This is a genomic window from Candidatus Binataceae bacterium, from assembly GCA_035500095.1.
GTDB lineage: Bacteria > Desulfobacterota > Binatia > Binatales > Binataceae > JAKAVN01.
The window spans coordinates 25,637-49,264 of sequence record DATJXN010000135.1 but is presented as its reverse complement, the minus strand read 5'-3'; the positions used below and the strand labels follow the sequence as shown (position 1 = coordinate 49,264).

The 23,628-nt window shown below is 64.7% G+C and carries 18 protein-coding genes; 11 read left to right on the top strand and 7 right to left on the bottom strand.

Translation table 11 applies throughout. The annotated features are described in order from the left end of the window. Positions 1–26: 26 nt before the first annotated feature. Positions 27–1,382: a metallopeptidase TldD-related protein gene (locus tag VMI09_15210; GenBank protein HTQ26037.1), complete on the top strand. Its 1,356-nt coding sequence runs from the start codon at positions 27–29 to the stop codon at positions 1,380–1,382. 51 nt (positions 1,383–1,433) lie between these two features. On the opposite strand, the gene VMI09_15205 is transcribed toward VMI09_15210, so the two are convergent. The 4 genes from VMI09_15205 to VMI09_15190 are packed head-to-tail and all read right to left on the bottom strand — an operon-like array spanning position 1,434 to position 5,734. After that, positions 1,434–1,964, bottom strand: coding sequence for a carbon monoxide dehydrogenase subunit G (locus tag VMI09_15205; protein ID HTQ26036.1), 531 nt, complete (start codon positions 1,962–1,964; stop codon positions 1,434–1,436). A gap of 36 nt (positions 1,965–2,000) precedes the next feature. Further along, positions 2,001–2,870, bottom strand: a complete 870-nt coding sequence (locus VMI09_15200) for a xanthine dehydrogenase family protein subunit M (GenBank protein ID HTQ26035.1) — start codon at positions 2,868–2,870, stop codon at positions 2,001–2,003. A 4-nt stretch (positions 2,871–2,874) separates the two neighbouring features. After that, positions 2,875–5,208, bottom strand: a complete 2,334-nt coding sequence (locus VMI09_15195) for a xanthine dehydrogenase family protein molybdopterin-binding subunit (GenBank protein HTQ26034.1) — start codon at positions 5,206–5,208, stop codon at positions 2,875–2,877. A 46-nt stretch (positions 5,209–5,254) separates the two neighbouring features. Further along, positions 5,255–5,734, bottom strand: a complete 480-nt coding sequence (locus VMI09_15190) for a (2Fe-2S)-binding protein (protein HTQ26033.1) — start codon at positions 5,732–5,734, stop codon at positions 5,255–5,257. 163 nt (positions 5,735–5,897) lie between these two features. Here VMI09_15190 and clpB point away from each other — a divergent pair, with 163 nt between their 5' ends. The 10 genes from clpB (at position 5,898) to VMI09_15140 (ending at position 19,822) form a co-directional block, all read left to right on the top strand. Next, a complete protein-coding gene (gene clpB / locus VMI09_15185) occupies positions 5,898–8,519 on the top strand; it encodes an ATP-dependent chaperone ClpB (GenBank protein ID HTQ26032.1) in 2,622 nt (873 codons plus the stop codon). 205 nt (positions 8,520–8,724) lie between these two features. Then, a complete protein-coding gene (locus VMI09_15180) occupies positions 8,725–9,972 on the top strand; it encodes an MFS transporter (protein HTQ26031.1) in 1,248 nt (415 codons plus the stop codon). A gap of 170 nt (positions 9,973–10,142) precedes the next feature. Continuing rightward, entirely contained in the window at positions 10,143–10,547 is a 405-nt protein-coding gene (locus VMI09_15175) for a plastocyanin/azurin family copper-binding protein (GenBank protein HTQ26030.1), read from the top strand. 52 nt (positions 10,548–10,599) lie between these two features. Beyond that, positions 10,600–11,232, top strand: a complete 633-nt coding sequence (locus VMI09_15170) for a c-type cytochrome (protein ID HTQ26029.1) — start codon at positions 10,600–10,602, stop codon at positions 11,230–11,232. Between the two features lie 351 nt (positions 11,233–11,583). After that, positions 11,584–12,876: a TolC family protein gene (locus VMI09_15165; protein ID HTQ26028.1), complete on the top strand. Its 1,293-nt coding sequence runs from the start codon at positions 11,584–11,586 to the stop codon at positions 12,874–12,876. After that, positions 12,873–14,009, top strand: a complete 1,137-nt coding sequence (locus VMI09_15160; GenBank protein ID HTQ26027.1) for an efflux RND transporter periplasmic adaptor subunit — start codon at positions 12,873–12,875, stop codon at positions 14,007–14,009. Before VMI09_15165 ends, VMI09_15160 begins: the two co-directional genes overlap by 4 nt. Positions 14,010–14,018: 9 nt before the next feature. Continuing rightward, positions 14,019–17,123, top strand: a complete 3,105-nt coding sequence (locus tag VMI09_15155; GenBank protein ID HTQ26026.1) for a CusA/CzcA family heavy metal efflux RND transporter — start codon at positions 14,019–14,021, stop codon at positions 17,121–17,123. Between the two features lie 74 nt (positions 17,124–17,197). Continuing rightward, positions 17,198–18,043 carry an SMP-30/gluconolactonase/LRE family protein gene (locus VMI09_15150; GenBank protein ID HTQ26025.1) on the top strand — a complete coding sequence of 282 codons (846 nt, stop codon included), beginning with the start codon at positions 17,198–17,200 and terminating at the stop codon, positions 18,041–18,043. 36 nt (positions 18,044–18,079) lie between these two features. Beyond that, complete coding sequence (locus VMI09_15145; protein HTQ26024.1) at positions 18,080–18,544, top strand: redoxin domain-containing protein; 465 nt, start codon at positions 18,080–18,082, stop codon at positions 18,542–18,544. A 72-nt stretch (positions 18,545–18,616) separates the two neighbouring features. Next, on the top strand, positions 18,617–19,822 hold the full coding sequence (locus VMI09_15140) for a CaiB/BaiF CoA-transferase family protein (GenBank protein ID HTQ26023.1): 1,206 nt from the start codon (positions 18,617–18,619) through the stop codon (positions 19,820–19,822). A gap of 6 nt (positions 19,823–19,828) precedes the next feature. Here VMI09_15140 and VMI09_15135 read toward each other — a convergent pair whose 3' ends face one another. The 3 genes from VMI09_15135 to hpnJ all read right to left on the bottom strand — a co-directional run bounded on the left by VMI09_15135 (position 19,829) and on the right by hpnJ (position 23,421). Continuing rightward, the gene (locus tag VMI09_15135) at positions 19,829–20,716 is read right to left on the bottom strand and encodes a hypothetical protein (protein ID HTQ26022.1); all 888 of its coding nucleotides are present in this window, start codon (positions 20,714–20,716) and stop codon (positions 19,829–19,831) included. Continuing rightward, entirely contained in the window at positions 20,709–21,872 is a 1,164-nt protein-coding gene (locus VMI09_15130; protein HTQ26021.1) for a glycosyltransferase, read from the bottom strand. The genes VMI09_15135 and VMI09_15130 overlap by 8 nt, the downstream gene beginning before the upstream one ends. A 103-nt stretch (positions 21,873–21,975) precedes the next feature. After that, positions 21,976–23,421 carry a hopanoid biosynthesis associated radical SAM protein HpnJ gene (gene hpnJ, locus VMI09_15125; GenBank protein ID HTQ26020.1) on the bottom strand — a complete coding sequence of 482 codons (1,446 nt, stop codon included), beginning with the start codon at positions 23,419–23,421 and terminating at the stop codon, positions 21,976–21,978. Positions 23,422–23,628 lie beyond the last annotated feature (207 nt).

Here is a 23,628-nt window from a genome sequence, read left to right as displayed (position 1 = left end):
CGGCGGCGGACGGAGAGATATCGCAGATGTCATCGGTTGAACCCGGGATCGAGCTCGCTGAGTGGAGCCTCGAGCAGGCGCGCGCCGCTGGCGCAGACGCCGCCGAGGTCCTGATTGCGAGCGGCGAATCGCTGAGCGCCGGCGTGCGCATGGGCGAGGTCGAGAAGCTCAAGAGTTCGCGCGAGCGCCGGCTCGGCGTGCGCGTGTTCGTCGGAAAATCGTCGGCCACGGCGTCGACCGCCGAGTTCGAGCGCAAGGCGCTCGGCGAGTTCGTCGCCGATACGGTGCGCCTTGCGCGCCTGACCGCTTCCGACCAGTGGTCCGGCTTGCCCGAGCCGTCGCTGCATCCGCGGGTCCTGCCGGAGCTGGAACTCTCCGATCTCACGAGCGGAATTATCGACGCCGACCGCGCGCTCGAAATCGCGCGCAAGGCCGAACGCGCCGCGCTCGGCGCCGACCGCAGAATCAAGAACTCGGACGGCGCTGAGTTCGACTCCGGCCGCTACCGCGTGGTCTTCGCGAACAGTCAGGGCTTCACCGGCGAGTACCAGGGCACCAGCTACGGCTTCGCCGTCGCGCCTATCGCGGAGGAAAACGGCGCGATGCAGACCGGGCACTGGTACACGCAGCATCGGCGCTTCGACGGCCTCGAAGATGCTGAGTCGGTGGGGCTGACCTCGGCCAAACGGGCGCTCAGAAAGCTCGGTGCGCGCAAGATAAAAACCACGCGCGTGCCGATCGTGTTCGATCCCGACATGGCGGCGAGCCTTATCCGCGCCTTGGCGGGCGCGGCGTCGGGGCCGTCGCTCTATCGCGGCGCGTCGTTCCTGGTCGGGCGGCTGGATACGGAAATCGCCGCGGGCGGCGTAACGATTATCGACGACGGCACGATGCGCGGCGGGCTTGGCTCCAAGCCGTTCGACGGCGAGGGCCTGCCGGTCACGCGCAAGAGCGTGGTCGATCGCGGCGTGCTCAAGACCTATCTGCTCGATACATACTCGGCGCGGCGGCTCGGCCTCTCCTCGACCGGCAATGCCGCGCGTTCGGTGGGCGACGCGCCTTCGGTCAGCCCGACCAATCTCTACCTGCAGCCCGGCGTGTATTCGCCCGAGGAGATGATCCGCACCGTCAAGAACGGGCTCTACCTGACGGAACTCATCGGGTTCGGCGTCAACGCGGTTACTGGCGATTACTCGCGCGGCGCGGGCGGGATGTGGATCGAGAACGGCGAGCTTGCCTACCCGGTGCAGGAGATCACGATTGCCGGCAATCTGAAGGACATGTTCATGTCGATCGAAATGATCGGCAACGATCTCGTCTGGCGCTCTTCGACGGCCGCCCCGACGCTGAAGATTTCAGAAATGACGATCGCCGGAGAATAGGGCCTGCGCTCTGCCGCCGCGCTGCCCGCGCACCTCAGGTATCCGAGCGCCCTAGCTCCGCGAAAACAGCGAGCGAACGAGGCGCATCAGGTAGCGCCAGAAATTGATCAGGAAGCCCTGGCGCGCGACCGTGCCCGCCGCTTCGGCCTTCAACTCGGCCTCGGCCGCGGCGAAGAACTGTCCGATCAGCATCTTGGCCGCGCTGTCGATAACGCGCTGGCCAACCTGCATCAGCGGACCACCGATCAGAACGTCGCCGCCATAAGTCACCGCGGTTTCTTTGGGACCCTTGGCTACCAGGTCGAGCGTGCCCGATCCGCGCATGAAACCCTGCTTGCCTTTGCCGTCGACGTTCATTTTGTAGTGCTCTGGCGGACGCACTTCGTCGAGCTTGAGCTTGCCGGCATAGACGCCCTTGACCGCAGCGATACCGACGTTGAGCGTGCCGGCGAACTCGGTCGGGCTGATCACTTCGAGCTTTTCGCATCCCGGAATCAGGCGCGAGAGCCGTTCGGGATCGTTGAACAGCGCCCATACGCGGTCGCGCGGCGCTGAGAGCGTTTGTTCTCCGGCGATTTTCATGTCGAATTGTTGATCCGCAACTCCTGCGAAACGTCCTCAGGGTTTGGCGCGCGCGACTGCGCTCGCGAGCGCGCGGCGGGTGTAAACGCGCGCGAGTTCCGCGCGAAAATCCGCAGAAGCGTGGATGTCGGCCAGCGGATCGACTCCGTCCGCCGCGTGCGCCGCGGCATCCGCGAGCGCCTTTGTGTCAGGCGTCCTGCCGTTGATCGCGTCTTCGACCGCATGGGCGCGAAACGCCTTGGCTCCGAGCCCGGTTATCCCGACGTGCGCGCCCTGGCATTTGCCGCTCTTGTCGAGCGTGAGGCACGCGGCGACCCCGACCATCGCGAACCCCGAAGCGGGCTGGCGATGCTTGAGATAGGCGAAACCGGCTCCCGCCGGCAGCGGCGCGAAGCTGACCGCGGTCAGAATCTCGCCCGGCTGAATCGCGGTCGTCATCAGGTCGATAAAGTAATCCGCGGCCTTGACCGCGCGCGCGCCCGCGGCGCTATCGAGCCGCACCGCGCCCTCGAGCGCGAGCACCGCCGCCGGGTAATCGGCCGCCGGGTCGGAATGGGCGAGGCTGCCGCCGATCGTGCCGCGGTTGCGCACTTGAACGTCGCCGATATTGCCGGCGCATTCGGCCAGCAATCCGAGCTTGTCGCGCAACAGATCCGAGGTGTGGACCGCACGATGAGACACGGCCGCGCCGACGGTTATGCGGCCGCCCTGTTCGACGATTTGGGCGAGTTCGGCGATGCGCGCGATGTCGACCAGATGGCGCGGCTGCGCCAGGCGCAACTTCAGGATCGGCAGCAGGCTATGGCCGCCCGAGATGAGCTTGGCTTCGTCGCCATACTGCTGGATAAGGCCCAGCGCCTCCTTCACGGAAGCGGCGCGATGGTATTCGAATTCTGAGGGGTACATGGTTTTAGCTCTTTTTTGCGGCCTTGATCGCGCGCCAGATTTTTTCCGGTCGAAGCGGCATGTCGAGTTGCGTGATGCCGAACGGGCTCAGCGCGTCGAGCACCGCGTTGACCACGCAGGGCGTCGATCCGATCGTTCCGGCCTCGCCGACGCCCTTGACGCCCAGCGGGTTGAGCGGCGACGGTGTTACGGTCGAGCCCAGTTCGTAGTGCGGCAGCATGTCGGCCTTGGGCACCGCGTAGTCCATCAGCGTCGCCGTGATCAGCTGTCCGCTTTCGTCGTACACGACCTCTTCGTAAAGAGCTTGCGCGATACCCTGCGCGATACCGCCGTGAATCTGGCCTTCGACCAGCAGCGGGCTGATCATCTTGCCGCAGTCGTCGACCGCGATGTAGCGGAGAAACTTGACCGCGCCGGTTTCGGGATCGACTTCGACCACCGCGACATGGGTGCCGAACGGAAACGTGCATCCGGTCGGCTCGAAAAAGCTGGTCGCGTCGAGACCGGGCTCGAGCCCCGGAATCGGCTGCTTGAAGTCGTAGGCGGCGGTCACGACCTGCTGAAGCGGAATCGATTTGCTCAGATCGCTGGCGAGCGCGATCGTGCGCTGGTTGAAGACCAGCTGCTCGGGCGGCGCCTCCATCATGGTGGAGGCTATCTTCTTCATCTTCTCCTGCACCTTGCCGACCGCCATCATCAGCGCCGTTCCGCCGAGCGCCGTGGCGCGGCTGCCGAAGGTGCCGACGCCGTACTGCACGATCGCGGTGTCGCCGTGCACCACGTTGACGTCGTCGATGTCGATCCCTATCGCGTCGGCGACGAGTTGCGCGAAGGTGGTCTCCTGGCCCTGCCCGTGCGGAGAGACGCCGGTCAGAACCGTCACCTTGGAGTCCGGTTCGACCCTGACCGTCGCGCTTTCCCATCCCTGGAGCTTCGGCGGTAGCATCGCCGACGGCCCGATTCCGCAAATTTCGACGTACGAGGCGAGTCCGATTCCGATGTAGCGGCCCTGTTTGCGCGCCGCCTCCTGCTCCGCGCGGACCTTCTTGTAGTCAACCATCGCGAGCGCCTTGTCCAGCGCCTGCGCATAGTCGCCCGAGTCGTAAACCAGTCCCGCCGCGGTGGTAGCGGGAAAGCTGTCTTTCGAGAAGAAATTCTTGCGTCTGACCTCGGCCGGATCGAGCCCGAGTTCGCCGGCGACGACGTCCATCACGCGCTCGGCGATGAAGCAGGCCTCGGGGCGGCCGGCGCCGCGATAGGCGTCCGTCGCGATCTTGTTGGTGAAGACCATGACCTGCTCGAAGCTCATCGCCGGAATCTTGTAGCATCCGGTCATCATCAGGGCCGAGAATCCGGGTATCGCGGGCGTCAGCAACTGGAGGTAGGCGCCCATGTCGCAGATGAAGCGCGCCTTGATTCCGAGCACGATCCCATCTTTCCTGACCGGCACTTCGAGGTAGGTGATCTGGTCGCGGCCGTGAGTCGTGCCCGCGATATTTTCGCGCCGCCGCTCGATCCATTTGACTGGCTTGCCGAGCAGCATCGAAAGATGGGCGGTCAGGGCTTCCTCGCCGTACACGTTGAGCTTGCATCCGAAGCCGCCGCCGACCTCGGGCGCGATCACGCGGACGCGGTTTTCGCCGAGCTTGAGCATCTCGGCCAGGCGCGAGCGCAAAAGGTGCGGAATCTGGGTTGACGACCATACCGTCAGGTAGCGCTGGCCCGGGTTCCACTGTGCGACGACGCCGCGCGGTTCCATCGGAATCGGCGCGAGACGCTGGTTGACGATCCTGAAGCGCACCACCTTATCCGCGTTGCGCATCGCCTCGTCCATCGCGGGCGAGGGGACTTCCATCTTGAGCGCGACGTTGGTGGCGAATTCGTCATGCAGGATGGGAGCGCCGTCGGCGCTCGCCTTTTCCGGATCGACCACTGCGTCGAGTGGATCATAGTCCACTTCGACCAGGTCGAGCGCGTCCTGTGCGCGGTAGGCGTCGCTCGCGATCGCGACCGCCACGGGCTCGCCGACGTAGCGCACCTTGCCGATTGCGAGCACGGGATGAAACGGAATCCGTTCGGCCGGCGCCACGCACGGCAGCGTGCCGATCTTGTTCTTCAAATCCTCGCCGGAAAGCACTGCGACCACGCCCGGCGCGCGGCGCGCCGCGCCAAGGTCGATCGAATTTATCTTCCCGTGCGCATGGGGACTGCGCAGGACTACCGCGGTCAGCATCCCCGGCAGTCGTACGTCGTCGACGTAGATACCCTGGCCCTGGATGAGCCGCGGGTCCTCGCGCCGCTTGATGCGCTCGCCCACGAACTTCGGGATTACCGCCATCGCTTTCTCCTTATCGGTACGCGCATTCGCACTGGCGCGGTCGCGGTCAGGCCGCCGCCTTGCCCGAACGCATCTTGTTGGCCGCGTATTGGACGGCCTTGATGATGTGCTGGTAGCCGGTGCATCGGCAGAGGTTGCCCTCCAGCGCATGACGAATCTCAGCCTCCGACGGATTGGCGTTGTGGCTTAGCAGGTCGACCGAGGCCATGATCATCCCCGGCGTGCAATATCCGCATTGCAGGCCGTGCTCCTCCCAGAAGCCTTCCTGCAAGGGATGGAGTTTGCCGTCCTGGGCCAGTCCTTCGACCGTGGTGACTTTGGCGCCGTCCGCCTGGGCCGCGAGCACGGTGCAGGATTTCACGGCGTTGCCGTCAAGCAGCACGGTGCAGGCGCCACACAGCGACGTTTCGCATCCCACATGAGTGCCGGTAAGCCCGGCAACGTCGCGAAGGTAGTGGACCAGCAGCATCCGAGGCTCGATTTCATCTTCACGTCGTTGATTGTTGACGGTCAGCGTCACGCGCATGGCTACCTCCCGTTGCAGCACATTGTGCTTAGCAAATGAGGTGCAAAGGGGCCAAACTGAAAGCTGATCGAAATCTGCCGGACGGGCCGGTCGCCGCAGCCGCGGTTGTCGGCCGGCGGAAAATGGTTACTTTTGCTAAAGACCCGAAAAAGGCCAACTATCAATGAGCAGTCCATCCCGCTTTACCGAAAAACTACAGGAGGCGCTGGGCCGCGCGCAGAATGCGGCGCTGAGCGCCCATAACCAGGCCGTCGACGTCGAGCATCTGCTCGCCGCCTTGCTCGAAGGCGACGAAGGCCTGGCCTCTTCGATTCTCAAGCTGGCCGGCGCGGACCGGGCCGCGGTGCGGCGCAAGCTGGCTGACGAACTGGCGAAGGTTCCGCAGGTCACCGGGGGCGGCACCGATTCGAGCCAGGTCTATGCCACGCAGCGTCTTGGGCGGGTGCTGGCGCGCGCAGAACAGGAGGCGGGCAAGCTCAAGGACGATTACATCTCGGTCGAGCACGTGCTGATCGCGATGCTCGACGAACCGGGCGCCGCCTCGCGCATCCTGCGCGAAGCCGGAGTGACCCACGACAAGCTGATGGAGACGCTGCAGAAAGTGCGCGGCAATCAGCGCGTCACCTCGGCCAATCCTGAGGCAACCTACCAGGCGCTCGAGCGCTACGGCCGCGACCTGACCAAGATGGCTGCCGCCGGCAAGCTCGACCCGGTCATCGGCCGCGACGACGAAGTCCGCCGCGTGATCCAGGTGCTGTCGCGGCGCACCAAGAACAACCCGGTGCTGATCGGGGAGCCGGGCGTTGGGAAGACCGCGATTGTCGAGGGCCTGGCCCAGCGTGTTGTTGCCGGCGACGTGCCGGAGGGGCTGAAGGATCGCCGCGTGGTAGCGCTCGACATGGGTGCGCTGGTCGCGGGCGCCAAGTTCCGCGGCGAGTTCGAGGAACGGCTCAAGGCGGTGCTCAAGGAGGTGCAGGAGGGCGCGGGCCAGGTCATCCTGTTCATCGACGAGCTGCATACGGTGGTCGGCGCGGGAGCAGCCGAGGGCGCGATGGACGCGTCGAACCTGCTCAAGCCGGCGCTGGCGCGCGGCGAGCTGCACTGCATCGGCGCGACCACGCTCGACGAATATCGCAAGCATATCGAGAAGGACGCGGCGCTGGAGCGGCGTTTCCAGCCCGTGATGGTCGAAGAGCCGAGCGTCGAGGACACGATTTCCATCCTGCGCGGGCTCAAGGAGCGCTATGAAGTCCATCACGGCATCCGGATCAAGGATTCCGCGCTGGTCACCGCTGCGATTCTCTCCAAGCGCTACATCACCGACCGCTTCCTGCCCGACAAGGCGATCGACCTGGTGGACGAGGCGGCGGCCAAGCTGCGCACGGAAAAGGAATCGATGCCGGTCGAGCTCGACGAAGTGAACCGGCGTGTCATGCAGCTCGAGATCGAGCGCGAGGCGCTCAAGCGCGAGACCGATGCCGCCTCGCGCGACCGGCTGCAGCGGCTGGAGAAGGAACTGGCGGAGGCGCGCGAAAAACGCGATGCGCTGCAGGCGCAATGGCAGAGCGAAAAGGGCGCGGTCGAAAAGCTCGCCGGCATCAAGGCCAGGATCGAACAGACCCGCCTCGAGATCGAAAAAGCCAAGCGCGAGTACGACCTGAACAAGGTCGCCGAACTGCAATACGGCAAGCTCGCCGCGCTGGAAAAGGAACTGGCCGAGGCCGAGGGGCGCACTGCGCCGGCGGGCGGCGCCGCCCGGCTGATCAAGGAAGAAGTCGACGAAGAGGACATCGCCGAGGTCGTCGCGCGATGGACCGGCGTGCCGGTCTCACGCCTGATGGAGGGCGAGGTCGAGAAGCTCTCGCATCTCGAAGAGCAGTTGCACAAGCGCGTCATCGGTCAGGACGAGGCGGTTACGGCGGTGGCCGACGCGGTGGTCCGCGCCCGCGCCGGGCTCAAGGATCCCAATCGCCCGATCGGATCATTCATCTTCCTGGGCCCGACCGGCGTCGGCAAAACGGAACTCGCGCGGGCGCTCGCCGAGTTCCTCTTCGATGACGAGGCTGCGATGGTGCGGATCGACATGTCGGAGTACATGGAGAAGCACACGGTCTCGCGCCTGATCGGCGCGCCGCCGGGCTACGTCGGATTCGAGGAGGGCGGCCAGCTTACCGAGGCCGTGCGCCGGCGTCCCTACTCGGTGATCCTGTTCGACGAAATCGAGAAGGCCCATCACGACGTCTTCAACGTGATGCTGCAGCTGCTCGACGACGGCCGGCTGACGGACGGGCAGGGGCGGACCGTGGATTTCAAGAACACGGTCGTGATCATGACCTCGAATATCGCGAGCGATCTGATTCTCGCGTACAAGGGCAAGGACTACGACCGGATGAAGGAAGACGCCCTCGACGTCCTGCGCAAGAGCTTCCGTCCGGAATTCCTGAACCGGGTTGACGAGATCGTGGTGTTCCATCCGCTAAGCCGCGACGAACTGCGTCAGATCGTTGCAATCCAGATTCGCGGACTGCGCAAGCGCCTCGAGGAGCGCAAGATCGAACTCGAGCTCACCGACAAGGCGACCGACTACCTTGCCGAGCGCGGCTACGATCCGCAGTACGGGGCGCGTCCGCTCAAGCGCCTGGTGCAGCACGACCTGGAGACCGGGCTCGCGCGCAAGATCCTCGCTGGCGAAGTGCGCGATGGATCCAAGGTCGTGGTGGACGCAGGGCCGCGCGGCCTGGCCTTCGAGGTCAAGGCGCCAGCGGCTAAGGCGGCCGCGGCGTAAAGCGGGCGTGGCGTAACGCCCGCTTGGATCATCCCGAGGCCGCCGGGCACGGGCTTTGAGAGGAGATGCGATTTTCAGTCGCATCTCCTTTTTTTCCTGTCAGTTTTCCCGCCAGACATGGCTTTGCGCACGATGCTCTGATGCGCCACAATCCGCGCGGCGCGCGCGGATGCCCTGCCGTTGAGAAGCGTCGAGGAGAATCGGGATGACCAAGCAAGACCGTACGGCCTGGACGCTCGCCGTCGCGCTTTTCTTCTCGCTCTTCTTTCTATGGGGCACCGGCTACAACTGTTTTCCGATCTTTCTGCCGTCGATGCTGAAGGAGTTTCATCTGACCCGGCTGCAAGCCGGCATGGTGCCCGCGGCTCAGGCCATTTCGGCCGGCGTATTCGGCATCTTCATCGGCTGGCTGCTGGATCGCGTGCCGGCGCAGATCGTGATGGCGATCGGCGCCCTCCTGACGGCGCTGGGAATCGTGATGATGTCGCGGGCCGCCTCGCTCAACGGCCTCGTCGCCGGGTCGGTCGTGACCGGAATCGGAATGATCGCGTCAACAATCCTGCCGGCCACGATGGTCATCTCGAACTGGTTCGGCGAGCGGCGCGGCACGGCGCTGGGTATTACGACCGCCGGGATGGAGCTTGGTGGTATGGTGATCACGCTCGCCGCGGGCTACCTGATAGTGGCCCACGGATGGCGCTTCGCTTACGCGGTGCTCGCGATTCCGCTGGTCGTGATCGTCGCGCCGCTTTACCTGGTCTTCGTGCGGACGCGTCCCGTCCAGACAGCGCCGGTTTCGGGCCCCGGCGAATCGGACGCCGCAACGGGGACGGATTTCGGGATCACGGGCCTCGAGGTCAACCAAGCCCTGCACACGCAGGCGTTCTGGATGCTGGCCGTGCTGCAGTTCTGTTACACCTTCTCGGTCGGTGGCAGCTTTATCCATCTGGTGAAATACCTCATCGATATCGGCTACACGCAGGCGGCCGGAACGATGGTGATCAGCCTGTCGCTGGGACTGGCGTTGATTGGGAAGCCAACGATGGGCCTGTTGGGCGATCGGATCGGCGGCAAGAACGCGCTCGCTCTTTGCCTGTTTATCGGAGGCCTGAATACCGCCGGCCTCTTGTTCGCGCGGATCTTCTGGGTGCTCGTGGTTTTTACCTTCGTCGGCGGGATCACCGGTTCGGCGCCGGTGGCGCTAGGGCCGCTGGTGCAGGTCGAGACGCTGGGGCTCAGACGGTATGGCTCGATCGCCGGGTTGCTTGGGATCGCATTTACTCTGGGCGCAACGATGGGCCCGCCCATAGTGGGAAAACTCGCCGACGCGACCGGAAGCTATGCCTTGTCCTTCGAGGTCTGCGCGCTCTTCTCGATGATTGGCGCGGTAGCGTCTTTTCTTTGCGTGGCGCCATCGCCGTCGCGAATCGGCCTGCTCGTCCAAGCCAGATAGAACTCGCGTGCGGACCGGATCTCACCAGCGGGCCGGCTGGCGGTTGAAGCCGGCGTCGGTCACGCTACATGTTAGCTGGACTAAATTGTCCAGATGCGCGATATTAGCTTCTTGATATCACCTGAGGCGGCGGGACACGCTCGAGAACCGCTGCGAGGAGCTGCAAAACGATGCGCAAACCGATACTTCGAAAGTCCTTGTTCCGCGCAAGCGCGGTGCTCGCCGTTCTGGCGATGCTTGGCGGCGTTGTGCCGTCGATGGCCGCGGCAAAGACGGTCGAAATCAAGATGAGCGACACGCCGCCCAAGTTTGACCCAATGTCGGTCACGATCCAGAAGGGCGACACGGTCGAATGGGTCAATAATGCCCAGTCGCTCCACTCGGTAACCACCAATTCCGCAGTGGCGCAGGACCCCAAGGACGTCTCTTTGCCCGCAGGAGCCAAGCCTTTCGATTCCGGCTTCATGCCGCCGGGAGCGAAGTGGAGCTACACGTTCACCGTGTCCGGCACCTACCAGTACCTATGCCTGCCGCACGAAAAAGACAAGATGATCGGAACCGTGGTGGTCAAATAGGGCGATCGAAATCCGCCGCGGGGGCGTTGCCGCGACGGGGGCGCTTAGGCTATTGTGCCGAGCCGAAAAGGAGTCGATCGTGATCGTGCCTAGCAAGTCTGTTGGCGCCGCCGCAATTGGCCGTGTAGCGGCGCGTGTTGCGAATTTCAGGACGGCGCTTGGCGTGGCCGCGGCGGCGATGTTCATCGTCGCGGGCGCGGGCGCGGCCTGGTGCTTCCCGTGGAGTATCGACATGTTTCGCGGCCCGGCGATTCAGCCGCTGGAGGTTTCGCCGCGCGTGATGCCGGAGGGAACGCTGCCGGTGTATACGGGATCGCCCCCGCAGGACCTCGAGCAGGCGACCATCAAGGCGCACAACCCGCTCAAGCCGACGCCCGAAAATATCGCCCGCGGCAAGGAACTGTTTACCAACACCTGCACGCCGTGTCATGGCGAGAGTGGCCACGGCGACGGCCCGGTGGCCCATCTGCTGCACTCGCACGGCTTCGATCCGAAGAATCTGGTCACTGGCACCAGCAAGAACCTTCCCGATGGCTATATCTACGGCTATATCCGCGATGGCGGGATCCATATGCCGTCGTACGCGGACGCGATGAACTCCGATGAGCGCTGGGACGTGGTGATGTATGTGCGCCAGTTGCAGGGGCAGGCCCCGGCGAGCGATCAGAAGACCGCGGCGAAGTAACCGATCCCAAATAAGCGAATCGAAAATCCGCTGACGCGGGTAGCATAAGCGTAGAGCGCCGGCCCGCAATCCGCGAGCCGGCGCTCCGCGTTTGCGGGCGACTTGCCGCCGGTTCCCCGCAACGCGCATCTTCGCCGCTGCGGCGCATCCGTTACGAACAGGTTAAGCAGGAGTGCAAGAGCGCATAAGAGCGCCTAGGGCCTCTTCCGTAGGCGCGCCCGAGGCGGTCTAATCGATCGGTACGATTAGGCGGGCGCGCGGGGTTGGGGCCGGATCGTCCGCCGGACGTTCGGCGCTGCCGGACGCGCGTCAAAACCGGCGACCTCACAAGGCAAGGGAGCTGAAAAAGCGATGCGGATTAACGCGAGCAGGGCGGCTGTTGCCGCCGTGATGGCGGCAGCGGCGCTGGTGATGCTCGTCACGGGCGAATCAGTGGCCGCTTCGGGTAGCCAGGCGCTGGACGTGACGCAACTGGTGCAGGTTGCGCTGGAAGTAAATCCGCAGGTGCGGGCGGCGCGTGCGCGATGGGAAGCGGCCGAGCATTCGATAAAACAGGCTTACGCGCCCAACGATCCGCAGATCTCCTATACGAATGGCGACAGCGCGGGAAACGGCTTCAACCGGACGTCGTATCATACCCTGTTGGTCACCGAGGCTTTCCAGTTCCCCGGCAAGGCGATCCTCCAGGGCCGCGAGGTTCGCCGCTCTGCCGATATTGCGCGGCTGACCTACCAGGCTACGGTTCGCGACACCCGCGCCGCGGTCGAGGCGGCGTACTATCAGCTCGTGCTCGACAGCGCGCTCGCGGGCGTCAACTCGGACAACGTGCGCAATCTTGAGCAGGTGCTGAAGGTGACGCAGGTTGCATACTCCACCAACCAGGTCACGCAGACCGACTTCATCAGCGCCGAATTCGACGTCGCCGCCGCCCGCCAGGCGCAGCTCCAGTACGAGACGAACATTGCGAACGACGAAACCCTGCTCAATCAGCTGCTGAGCCGGCCGCCCGGCGCTCCGCTCGAGTACGAGCGCGGGCTTAGATTCGATGCGCTCAAGATTTCGCTCGATACCCTGGTCGATCGGGCGCTCGCGCTGCGCCAGGAGATCCTCGAGGCCGCGCTCAACGAGCGCAACTCCGACACCGCGCTTCAGCTCGCCAAGATGGAATATCTCCCCGATTTCACCGTGAGCTATTTTTTCGACCACTATCTGCTCGCCAGCGCGGCGCCGGCGCCGAACCGCACCGAGGATCATTCGTGGGTCATCGGGGCAAATATGCCGATTTTCTTCTGGCTCAAGCAGAACGAAGACGTTGCCCGCGCGCGCGAGAGCCTCGAAGCTTCGCGCTATGACCTGGTGTCGGTGAAAGATCAGACTGCGGCGACCGTGACCTCGCTCTACCGCTCGGCCCAGTACGGTTACCAGACCGCGATCCTCTACCGGCAGTCGCTCATACCGCTGGCCGGCGAGGATTTCCAGGTTGCGCTTACCGCGTACCAGTCGGGGAAAATTCCCTTTGTCGAACTGGTGGCGGCCTTGCGCCGCGGTTACGACGCTCGGGTAAACTATCTGCAGAGCGCCAATCAGTTCGTGGCTAATCGCGTGGCTCTCGAACAGGCGATCGGCGCACCGCTGGGGCAATGAGCAGGTTTAGAACGGCCGCGATGTTCCTGTGGGCGCCGGCTGCGCTGACGGTGTTCGCCGCGCTTTGCGGCTGCGAGAGTTCATCGCCGACCCGCGCCGCGGTCGACACGCCGCCCGCCCCCGTTCCTCAGATCGTCCGCCAGGGCAGCGGGGAAGAACTGATGCGGATCGATGCGGCGCGGGTCCCGGGCGTCGCGCTGGGCCAGGTGCGCGAGGCCGAGTTGCCGGCGGTGCTCGAGGCCAACGGCCAGGTCACCTTCGACGACCGCAGCGTCTCCAGCATCGTCTCGCGCGTCGCCGGCAGGATCGAGCAGGTCCGGGTCTCGCAGTGGGACAACGTGCGGCGCGGCGAGGCGATCCTCGCGCTCTACAGTCCCGATTTCATGACCGCCGAGGCTGAATACCTGCAGGCGAAGCAGACCGCCCGCTTGAGCGGCGCACCCGGTATTACCGGGATGGCGGGGATGGCGGCCTCGATGGAGGACGCGGCCGAGCGCAAGCTCGAACTGCTCGGCATGGAGCCGGCGGACATCCGCGCGATCGTCGCTCCGAGTCCGACGGTCTGGATGCGCGCGCCGATCGGCGGCACGGTGATCGAGAACAAGGCCACGCGCGGCGCGGCGGTCAATCCGGGCGATGTTCTTTATACCGTCGGCACGCTGAACGACGTCTGGATAACCGCCAGCATCTACGAGGACGACCTCGCGCGCGTGCACGAGGGGCAGAGCCTGGAGGCGGTGGTCACCGCTTATCCAAACGACGTCTTCAAGGGCGTGATCTCGCGCGTCAGCCCGGGCATCGATCCCGCCACCTACACCGCGCAGATCCGATGCACCGTCGCCAACCCCGGCCTCAAGCTGAAGCCGCAGATGCTCGCGCGGGTGCGGATCGTCACGCGGCCGGGAATGGCGCTCGTAATCGCGCAGCAGGCGCTGGTGTTCGACACCGACTCGTATTTCGCCTATGTGCGCGTGGGGCCCGATACGGTTGCGCGGCGCAAGGTCGTGATCGCGTCGTGGAACGAAAAGGGCTACGCGAGGATAGTCTCGGGCCTGGCCGCGGGAGACACGGTGGTCGTGGCCGGCTCGCTCCAGGTTGACGAGCTGTGGCGCGAAGCTCACGGCCAGGGATAGGAATCGCCCGTGATTCGCTCGTTAATGCAGGTCGCGCTGAAGGGCCGCGCCGTAATCATCGGCCTGGCCATCGCGCTGCTACTCTCCGGCATCTTCGCCTTCTCGCAGATCGATATCGAGGCTTATCCCGATCCCGTGCAGCCGATGGTCGAGCTTCTGACGCTGCCCAACGGGCTCAGCGCCGAGGAGGTCGAGCGGCTGGTGACGGTGCCGCTCGAATACACGCTCAGCACCACGCGCAACCTTGAAGCGATGCGCTCGATTTCGCTGTTCGGCCTCTCCGACATCCGCTGCTACTTCTCCTGGGATAGCGACTACTACTGGGACAACGCCGAGACCGTCAACCAGCTCCAGTTTGTCAGCCTCCCGGCGGGTATCACGGCCGCAATCTCGCCTGAGAACTCGATCGGCGAGATTTACCGCTACACGATCGAGAGCCCCGACCACGATCTGCTCAATCAGAAGACAGTTAACGACTGGATTGTTTCGCGCCAGCTCAGCACGGTGCCCGGCGTTATCGGCGACAGCACCTTTGGCGGACTGACCAAGGAATATCAGGTCGACGTTGACCCGCAGAAGCTCGATTACTACCACGTTCCGCTCTCCGCTCTGACCGGCGCGCTCGCCAACGCCAATATCAGCTCGGGTGGCAACTACCTGGACGTGGGCGAGCAGGCCTTCGACGTGCGCGGGCTGGGCTTTATCGATTCGCTCGACGACATCCGCAACACCCTGCTCGCGGTCAACAAGGCGACGCCGATCACGGTCAACAACGTGGCCGAGGTCTCCGTCGGCTACGCGCCGCGGCTGGGAATCGTCGGCATGAACAACCGCGACGAAGTGAGCGAGGGCATCGTCCTGATGCGCAAGTACGGCAACACGCTCAAGACGCTGCGCGGCGTGGAGGCCAAAGTAAAGCAGCTCAACACCTCGGGGATGCTGCCGCGCGGCTACCAGGTCGTGCCGTATTACGATCGCACGGCGCTGGTCGAGACCACGCTGCGCACGGTGCTGGAGAATCTCACGATCGGGATGGCGCTGGTCTTCCTGGTGCTGATCTTTTTTCTCAGCAATCTCAAGGCGGCGGTTATCGCCGCGATCAATATCCCGCTGGCGCTATGCGGCGCGTTCATCCTGATGAAGGTAAGCGACACGCCGGCCAACCTGATTTCGCTCGGCGCGATCGACTTCGGCATCATCATCGATACCACCGTGATCGTGATGGAGAACATCCATCGCCACCTGAGCTCCGACGAATTCGAGCACGAATCTCCGTTCGGGCGCATCCTGCGCGCCGCTCAGGAGGTCGGAGGGCCGATGCTCTTCTCGACCCTGATTTTCGTGATCGCCTTTTTGCCGCTGTTCACGATGCGCGGGGTCGAGGGCGCGATCTTCTCGCCGATGTCGCATACCTATGCCTACGCGCTGGGCAGCGCGATCCTGCTCGCGGTCACGCTCACGCCGGTGCTGGGTTCGTTCGCTTTCGCGCGCGGTCTGCACGACGTCTACAACCCGTTGTGGAACGGGATCGCGCGCTTTTATCACGGCATGTTCATGCGCGTGCTCCGATGGCCGCGGCTGACCCTGGTCGTGGTCCTGATGCTGGCCGCCGCCGCGGCTTCGACCTATCCACGCCTGGGCGGCGAATTCCTGCCCAAGCTCGAAGAAGGCAACGTCTGGCTGACGGCCACGATGCCGCCAACGATATCGCTCATGCGCGGTGCAGTGCTCGCCAATCGCATGCGGCAGTTGCTGATGTCCTTCCCCGAAGTGACGACTGTGGTGTCGCAGCTCGGCCGCCCGGACGACGGCACCGAGACCACCGGTTTCTTCAGTATCGAATTCTCGGTCGATCTCAAGCCGGCCGCTGAGTGGCCTGCCGGGCTTACCAAACCGGAGATGGTCCGACGGATCGACACGAAATTGCGGCGCGAGATGCCGGGAGTCAGCTTCGACTACTCGCAGAATATCGAAGCGAATATCGACGAAGCGCTCTCGGGTGTAAAAGGCACGAACTCGGTCAAGGTGTTTGGGCGCGACCTCGCAGTGGACGAACGTATCGCCAATCAGTTGGTCGAAGTGATCGGCAAAGTGCCCGGAGCCGTTGATATGGCGGTGTACCGATCGCTTGGTCAGCCCAATTTGGTGATCAAGCCCGACCGCGCGGCGGCCGCGCGCTACGGATTGAACGTCTCCGACGTCGCTGCGATCGTGCAGGCGGCGATCGGCGGTCAGGCCGTGACCCAGGTGTTCGAGGGCGACGAGCGCTTCGACCTGGTCGTGCGATGGAAGCCGCAGTACCGCCAGAGCCTCGACGCGATTCGCAACATCCGGGTCGCCACGCCCGCCGGCGCCGATATTCCGCTCGCGCAGATCGCACAGGTGCGCACCGAAGAAGGCGCGTCGTTTATCTATCGCGAAGGTCTCGAACGGTATGTGCCCGTGCGCTTCGCCGTGCGCGGACGCGACCTCCAGAGTACGGTCGAAAGCGCAAAGCAGACGGTCGCGCGCGAGATAAACCTGCCCGAAGGGGTGCACCTCGAATGGGCCGGCGAATATGGAGAATTGCAGGAGGCTAATCGCCGCCTGATGATCGTGGTGCCGTTTGCGCTCGTGCTGATAGCCGGCGTGCTCTACGCGGCGACGACCTCGCTCATCGATACCTTTGTCATCATGGCGCAGATTCCGGTCGCCTGCATGGGCGGCATCCTGGGCCTCTACCTGACTCGTACGCCATTCAGCGTTTCGGCCGCGGTCGGCTTCATCTCGATCTTCGGGATCGCCGTGATGGACGGAATTCTGCTGAGCTTCTATATCCGCCAGCTATGGCAGGAGGGCCATCCGTTCCGCGAGGCTATCGTTATGGGCTCGGACCGGCGGCTTCGCGCGACGATGATGACCGACATGGTCGACGCGTTCGGATTGCTGCCGGCGGCGCTCTCGACCCGGATCGGCGCGCAGACTCAGCGCCCGCTGGCGATCGTGGTGATCGGCGGCGCGCTCGCGATCCTGCTGGTGACTCGCATTCTTCAGCCGGTGCTAATCTATCTCTGCCATCGCCGGCTGCGCCTGAGCGATGCGCCGCCGCCCAGGCCGGTAACGCTGCGCGTCTGACCGCACAGGCGGCGTTCGCGGGCTCCTCGCCGCCGGGCTTGCGCCGTGCTAAATCGGCCTCGGAGGATCGCGCGATGCAGCTTGAAACCCTGGCCTACGGCTACGGCCTTATCGAGGGGCCGCGCGTCGACGAACGCAACCGGCTCTACTTCAGCGACGTTCCCAACGGCGGCGTTTACCGGCGCAGCCCCGACGGCGCCGTCGAGACGCTCATCCCGCGCCGGCGCGGCGTCGGGGGAATCGCGCTCAATGCTCCGGGCGGCATCGTATGCAGCGGCCGCAGCCTGATTTGCTGGGACGAGACGACGAGGCAAAGCCGCGACCTGTTCACCGAATGGGAAGGGCGAGCGCTGCGCGGCCTGAACGACCTTACCGTCGATGGCGAGGGCAGCATCTTCGTAGGCTCGCTCGAATTCGACGCGCTCTCCTCCGACACGCCCATCCCCGGCAACGTCTTTCGCGTCGACCCGCCCAACACCGTGACCAAGCTGTGGGAGGGGATCGAGGTGACCAACGGGATGGGCTTTAGCCCGGACGCCAAGCTGCTGTATCATTGCGATTCGACCACGCGGGCGGTGTGGGTCTATGACGTCACCGCCGACCGCAGGCTCAAGGACCGCCGCGTCTTCGCGCAGCTGCCCGAGGGATGGCCGGACGGGATGGCGGTTGACGTCGAGGGCGGAGTGTGGGTCGCGGTCGTGCGCTACGGCGAGGTCGTGCGCATCAAGGCGGACGCCACGCTCGAGCGCAGAGTCAAGATGCCGTCAACGATGGTGACGAGCCTCTGCTTCGGCGGCGCCGACATGATGGATCTGTACGTGGTGACGGCCGACAATACGGAGGACGCGAATCGCAAGGGCACGATATTCAGGATGCGCTCGGACGTTCCGGGTCTGAAAGTGCCGAAAGGTCGTTTCTAGGAATGGCTGAGAAAACCGTCGCACAAGGAGACGCGGATGGCTTTACAGGTCGGACAGCAGGCGCCCGACTTCACGATGAAGTCGAATAAGATGCAGGACGTGAAACTTTCGGATTTGCGCGGCAGCAAGGTTCTCTTGCTCTTCGTGCCGCTTGCGTTTACCGGCACTTGAACCAAGGAATTTTGCGGCGTGCGGGACACGCTGGCAGAGTACGAACAGCTCGGATGCAAGGTATTTGGTATTTCGACCGACAGCCCGTTCGCGCTCGACGCATGGGCGCGCGAGCAGAATTATCAGTTCCCGCTGCTGAGCGACTACAACAAGGAAGTGTCGCCGGCCTACGACTCGATGTATCCCGAACTGCTGGGCTTCAAGGGCGTATGCAAACGCTCGGCCTACGTGATCGACAGTCAGGGCAAGGTCCGCTATCGCGAAGTGCTCGAGGACGCTCGTCAGATCCCCGACCTCGACGCGATCAAGATGTGTCTCAAGGAAATATAGCAACTCGCGCGAGCGCCGGCGCAGATTCCGATCCGCGCCGGCCCGCCCCAACCCGGAGCCGGCGCCTGGCGGATGCCTAATACTCTCGACGGAATTGTTGCGGTCGACCTTACGCAAAACGTGGCCGGCCCGTATTGCACTCAACTTCTCGGCGACTTCGGCGCGACCGTCATCAAGATCGAACGCCCCGGAATCGGCGATGATTCGCGCCGCTATGCCCCCGCATGGAGCGGCGGCGCTACCGAGCCCGGCGATTCGACCGCGTTTTTAGCTTACAACCGGAACAAAAAGAGTGTCTGCGTCGATCTCGACCATCCCGCCGGCCTCGCGGTCGTGCGCCGGCTCGCCGAGCGCGCCGACATCTTCGTCCATTCGCTCAAGCCCGGGAGCGCCGAGGCGCGCGGTCTTGGCTACGACGACCTGAAAGCGCGCAACCCGCGGCTCATCTACGCCGCGATCAGCGGTTTTGGCGAAACCGGACCGATGCGTCAGCTGCCCGGCTACGATCCGCTCGGCCAGGCGCACTCGGGCGTGATCAGCGTCACGGGCCATCCGGGCGCGCCGCCCGCGCGCGTTGTCGTTCCAATTATCGACATGGGTTCCGGATTGTGGCTGTTCTCCGGCGTGCTCGCCGCGATTATCGAGCGGGGCAGGACCGGCCGCGGAGCACGGGTCGGCGTGAGCCTGCTCGAAACCGGGGTCGCGTGGACCACGCTGCATATGAGCAACTACGTGGCGACCGGAGAGGTGCCCGAGCGCACCGGCTCGGCGTCGCCGGCGGCGGCGCCCTACGAGGCGTTCGAGACCGGGGACGGATGGATCATGATTGCGGCGGGCAACGATCGGCTGTTCGGCCGCCTGTGCGAGCGCCTTGAGATTCCGGAGCTTATCCGCGACGATCGCTTCAGCAGCAACGCCGCGCGCGTTCCGCGCCGCGCTGAGCTTCACGCGCTTATCGAAGAGCGCACGCGGCGGCGTCCGACAGAACACTGGGTCGCCGCGCTGCGCGAGGTTGGCGTGCCGTGCAGCCCGATCAACCGCCTCGACCAGGTGCACGACGACCCGCAGGTCAACGCCGTCGGGATGATCAAGCGGATCGACGGCTTCCGTGTCCCTGATTTCGAGATCGTCGACGTCGCGGTCAACGTCAACGGCGAGAAGGCGACGCTGCGCTCGATGCCGCCGCGGCTCGGCGAACATACCGACGAAGTGCTGCACGGCGCGGGCTACAGCGCGGACGAGATCGCCGCTCTGCGCGAGGCCGGCACTATCGGTTAGATTCGGCTAGCGCGCGACCGTCGCGCCGAGGTCGCCTGCGGCAAGCGCTGCGCTTGCGACGATAGTCAGAACGAACGCCCCCGCTCGCATTGCCGCCGCATAAGGATCGTCTGGCAGCCGTTCGCCGAAGGCGAGAATTCCCCCTGCGATCGGAATCACGTTGGAGATCGCCGACGAAAGCGGCATTGCGATAATCCCGCGGCCGATCGCGAACGAGTTCTGCAGCATCACCAGCCCCGCCACGTTGGCCGCGATCGTCAGGTACGTGTAAGGACTCGCGGCGAGCACGAACGCGAGGGCGGCAAGGTCGGGAGCGCCCGCCAGCCGGTCGGCCAGCGGCTTGGTGTAGAGGCTCGCAAACCCGAGCGCGATTCCCGAGGCGGCTGCGGCCGCTGCGGCGTTGCGCTGCAGCCCTTGCGGAAGCAGTAGCGCCAACGTGATCGCAACCGCCGCCAGCGAAGACAGTGCCAGCGCGGGCACATCGGGCGAGCGCTGCGCGGCGCCCGCGCCGAGCGACGCGGCAAGCATCAGCGCGGCCACGATGAAGGCGCCAATGCCGAGCCATTCCCAGATTCGCGCGCGCTCTTTAAGGAAGAGGACCGCAAGCGCGACGAACAGCACGATTCCGCCCTGCATCGCCACCGCCATCATCGAGACGGGCGCGCCGGCGAGCGCGACCATGTACAACGCATAGCCGGCCGTCTGCACCACCAGTCCCCCGGTCCATATCGGATCGCGAATCCAGGCGACGAGCGCGCCCAGGATCCCGCGTGCGCCCGCGATCGGCAGGGCGTGCGCGCGCATTTTCATCATCAGCAGACCCAAGGCCAGGAGCATGCTCGCGACTAGGCCCAGCGCGAGGTTCTGCGCAAGCACGCCCCACGCGCTATCCATCGGTGATCTCACGCATCACGCCGGTGTCCGAAATGATAAAGCGCCGCCCGCCCCATGATACCTCGTTGCCGACGAGGCTCGCGGCCCAGATCGCCGCCATCACGAGGTCCTTCAGCGGCACCAGCCAGAGATCGCCCAGCAGCTCCGGCAGTTTGAGCGCGCGCGCGAGGATCAGCGCCGAACTCGCCAGGCGCGCCGAGATCACGCCGGCGCAAAGGGCTGCCGCGGCGGGGCTCGCGCCGGTCGCGGCCAGCATCACCAGCCCCCACAGGGGGCCGTTGATCATGATGGTCAGGAGGCTCAGCGGGCGCATGATGCGATAGGTCCGCGCCCAGCGCAGCTTGCGCTGCCAGAACTCGCGGAAATCCCGTTCTTCGGAGCCCGAGGTGACGAGCGAGCGCGAGAGTCGGATTTCCCAGCCTTTGTCGGCCACTGCGCGGCCCAGCTCGAAGTCGTCGGCGAGCTTCTCGCCAAGCGCGCGCATGCCGCCGGCGGCTTCCAGGGCCGCCCGGCGCACCGCGATGGTCGCGCCGAAGGCGTAGCGCAACGATTCGACGGCGACCGCCAGCATCACTTGCGGCGCGAAGTCGGTGTTGATAAACGACGCCGCCAGGCGCGACGCGAACGAGCCGGTCGGCCGCGCGCGATAGGCGCATGTCATCATGCCCACGCGCTCATCGGCGAAGAGTTCGGCGACGAGCCGCTCGAGGTGGCCGCGCTCGACCGAGATGTCGGCGTCGCTCAGCACGAAGGCGTCGGCCCGCTCGGCGCGCTCGGCCATGCGGACGACTTTGGCGATCTTGCGGTTGGCGATGCCGGGCTCGTCGCCGACGATGAGCGTGATGCTCGCGTATGGATAGCGGGAGCGGAGCGCGACCGGCGCCTCGGCGGCGCGATCCTCGTAGCTCGGAACGGCGAAGAAGAAGTCGGCGCGCGGGTAGCCGCTCTCAAGGTAGCTGGTGAGATTGGCGAGCAGATTGGAGGAGAGCCCGGAGAGCGGTTTCAGCACAGCGATGCGCGGCGGCGGCTTGGGCAGTGGCGGCGGCGGATCGGCGGCGTGCGCGGCGAAGTGCATCGCAGCGATTGTAGAAGCCGCATAATAAATCAACGAGCTCGCGAGGCCGAGCGCCGCGAGCCAGAACAACGCGGTAGTCACGAGACGTTGAGGGTCCTGAGCAAGGCCACCGGCGCGCGGCCCCACGAACGGGCTGACGCCAAAGATTCCCGGGCGACAGCTGTCGCAGGCACGGACTGCGCGGCTAGGCCGAGGCCTGCTCGGCCACTGAAGCCTGCGCCCGCCGCTGGCGCATTGTTGAAAGGAACTGTCCGCCCTCTTTGAGCAGCCGTTTGCATTCCTCGCGCGAACTCACCATCTTGCGCACCGCTTTGAAGATATAGCGCGGGCGGAAGTAGAAGCTGCGGTAGAAGCGCTCGACCGCGCCGTAGATCTCGTCGTTGCTCAGCCCCGGATATTTGATCGTGCACTTCTGATAGCCCGACTCGTCGAGCAGCGGGTTGACGGCGAGGTAGCCGTTCTTGACCACATAGTTGTAGAGCTCGGTGCCAGGATAGGGCGACGCCAGCGAGACCTGGATGGTCTCGCAGTCCATCTCGCGCGCAAAACGCATCGTCTCCTGGATCGTCTCGCGGGTTTCGCCGGGCAGACCGAGGATGAAGGTACCGTGAATCAGGATGCCGACTTCGTGGCAGTCGCGGGTGAAGCGTCGCGCGCGGTCGAGCCGGACGCCCTTCTTGATGTTCCTCAGGATCTGGTCGTTGCCGCTTTCGTAGCCGACCACGAACAGCCGCAGGCCGCCGTCCTTGAGCACCTTGAGGGTTTCGTAATCGACGTTGGCGCGCGAATTGGTTGACCAGGTGATGCCAAGCGGCTTGAGGAGCTGGGCGATCTTCCGCGCCCGGCCGGGATCGGCGGTGAAGGTGTCGTCGTCGAAGAACAGTTCCTTCATCTTGGGAAACTTACTCTTCATCGCGACGACTTCTTCGTAAACGTTTTCGGGACTGCGCACGCGGTAGCGATGGCCCTGCGTGACCTGCGGCCACAGGCAGAAAGTGCAGCGCGCCGGGCATCCGCGCCCCGTGTATATCGATACGTACGGATACTGGCAGTAGGGGCTATTGTATTTCAGGTAGTCGAGGTTGTTTTGATAGATTTCGGTGACGAACGGCAGCTTGTCCAGTTCTTCGTTGGTAAGCTGGGCGCGGTCAGGGTTGTGATGAATCGCACCGTTTTTGCGATACGAGATTCCGCCCACCTTGCTCCAATCCCAGCCCTGCGCCACTTCGACCATCGAGTGGTCGAACTCGCGCCGTCCGGCGATATCGATCGCCGATGAGACCTTGAGCGTCCCTTCGGGCTCGGCGGTGGGATGGCCGCCGACGAAGGCGATGATGCAATCGGGATTGGCGGTCTTGATAGCCTCGGCCGTGCGTGCGTCCATCCGCAGCGACGGCGTCGAGGTGTGGATCACTACGAAATCGTAATTCCTGGCCTCTTCGACCGTGCGCTTGAGGTCGTAACCGTGAGGCGGAGCGTCGAGCAGGCGCGCCCCCGGGATCATTCCGGCCGGGTAGGCCAGCCAGGTCGGATACCAGAACGACCAGACCTCGCGGGTGGCCTGGTAACGCGAGCCGGCACCGCCGTCAAAGTCCTCGTAGGAAGGGGGATTCAGGAAAAGCGTCTTCATCACGTCCATATTCTGGTCGTCTCCACGGGCCTGTCCGACTGGTTAGGGGAAATATACAAACCGGCGCGGGTGCAAGCAATATCGTCTGGGAGCGAATTTTTGACGAAAATACCCTCTACGGCATACGCGCCCGGTAGATGGGCGGACTGCGCGTATGGACCCGAAGAAACCAAAGAGCGCATCTCCCGCTGACGGTCGGAGCCTCGC

Coding starts and splice junctions, on each gene's coding strand:
- clpB (HTQ26032.1), top strand. CDS start 5,898: ATGAGCAGTCCATCCCGCTTTACCGAAAAACTACAGGAGGCGCTGGGC.
- VMI09_15200 (HTQ26035.1), bottom strand. CDS start 2,870: ATGTACCCCTCAGAATTCGAATACCATCGCGCCGCTTCCGTGAAGGAG.
- VMI09_15175 (HTQ26030.1), top strand. CDS start 10,143: ATGCGCAAACCGATACTTCGAAAGTCCTTGTTCCGCGCAAGCGCGGTG.
- VMI09_15140 (HTQ26023.1), top strand. CDS start 18,617: ATGCCTAATACTCTCGACGGAATTGTTGCGGTCGACCTTACGCAAAAC.
- VMI09_15150 (HTQ26025.1), top strand. CDS start 17,198: ATGCAGCTTGAAACCCTGGCCTACGGCTACGGCCTTATCGAGGGGCCG.
- VMI09_15160 (HTQ26027.1), top strand. CDS start 12,873: ATGAGCAGGTTTAGAACGGCCGCGATGTTCCTGTGGGCGCCGGCTGCG.
- VMI09_15180 (HTQ26031.1), top strand. CDS start 8,725: ATGACCAAGCAAGACCGTACGGCCTGGACGCTCGCCGTCGCGCTTTTC.
- hpnJ (HTQ26020.1), bottom strand. CDS start 23,421: ATGAAGACGCTTTTCCTGAATCCCCCTTCCTACGAGGACTTTGACGGC.
- VMI09_15135 (HTQ26022.1), bottom strand. CDS start 20,716: ATGGATAGCGCGTGGGGCGTGCTTGCGCAGAACCTCGCGCTGGGCCTA.
- VMI09_15190 (HTQ26033.1), bottom strand. CDS start 5,734: ATGCGCGTGACGCTGACCGTCAACAATCAACGACGTGAAGATGAAATC.
- VMI09_15195 (HTQ26034.1), bottom strand. CDS start 5,208: ATGGCGGTAATCCCGAAGTTCGTGGGCGAGCGCATCAAGCGGCGCGAG.
- VMI09_15210 (HTQ26037.1), top strand. CDS start 27: ATGTCATCGGTTGAACCCGGGATCGAGCTCGCTGAGTGGAGCCTCGAG.
- VMI09_15165 (HTQ26028.1), top strand. CDS start 11,584: ATGCGGATTAACGCGAGCAGGGCGGCTGTTGCCGCCGTGATGGCGGCA.
- VMI09_15205 (HTQ26036.1), bottom strand. CDS start 1,964: ATGAAAATCGCCGGAGAACAAACGCTCTCAGCGCCGCGCGACCGCGTA.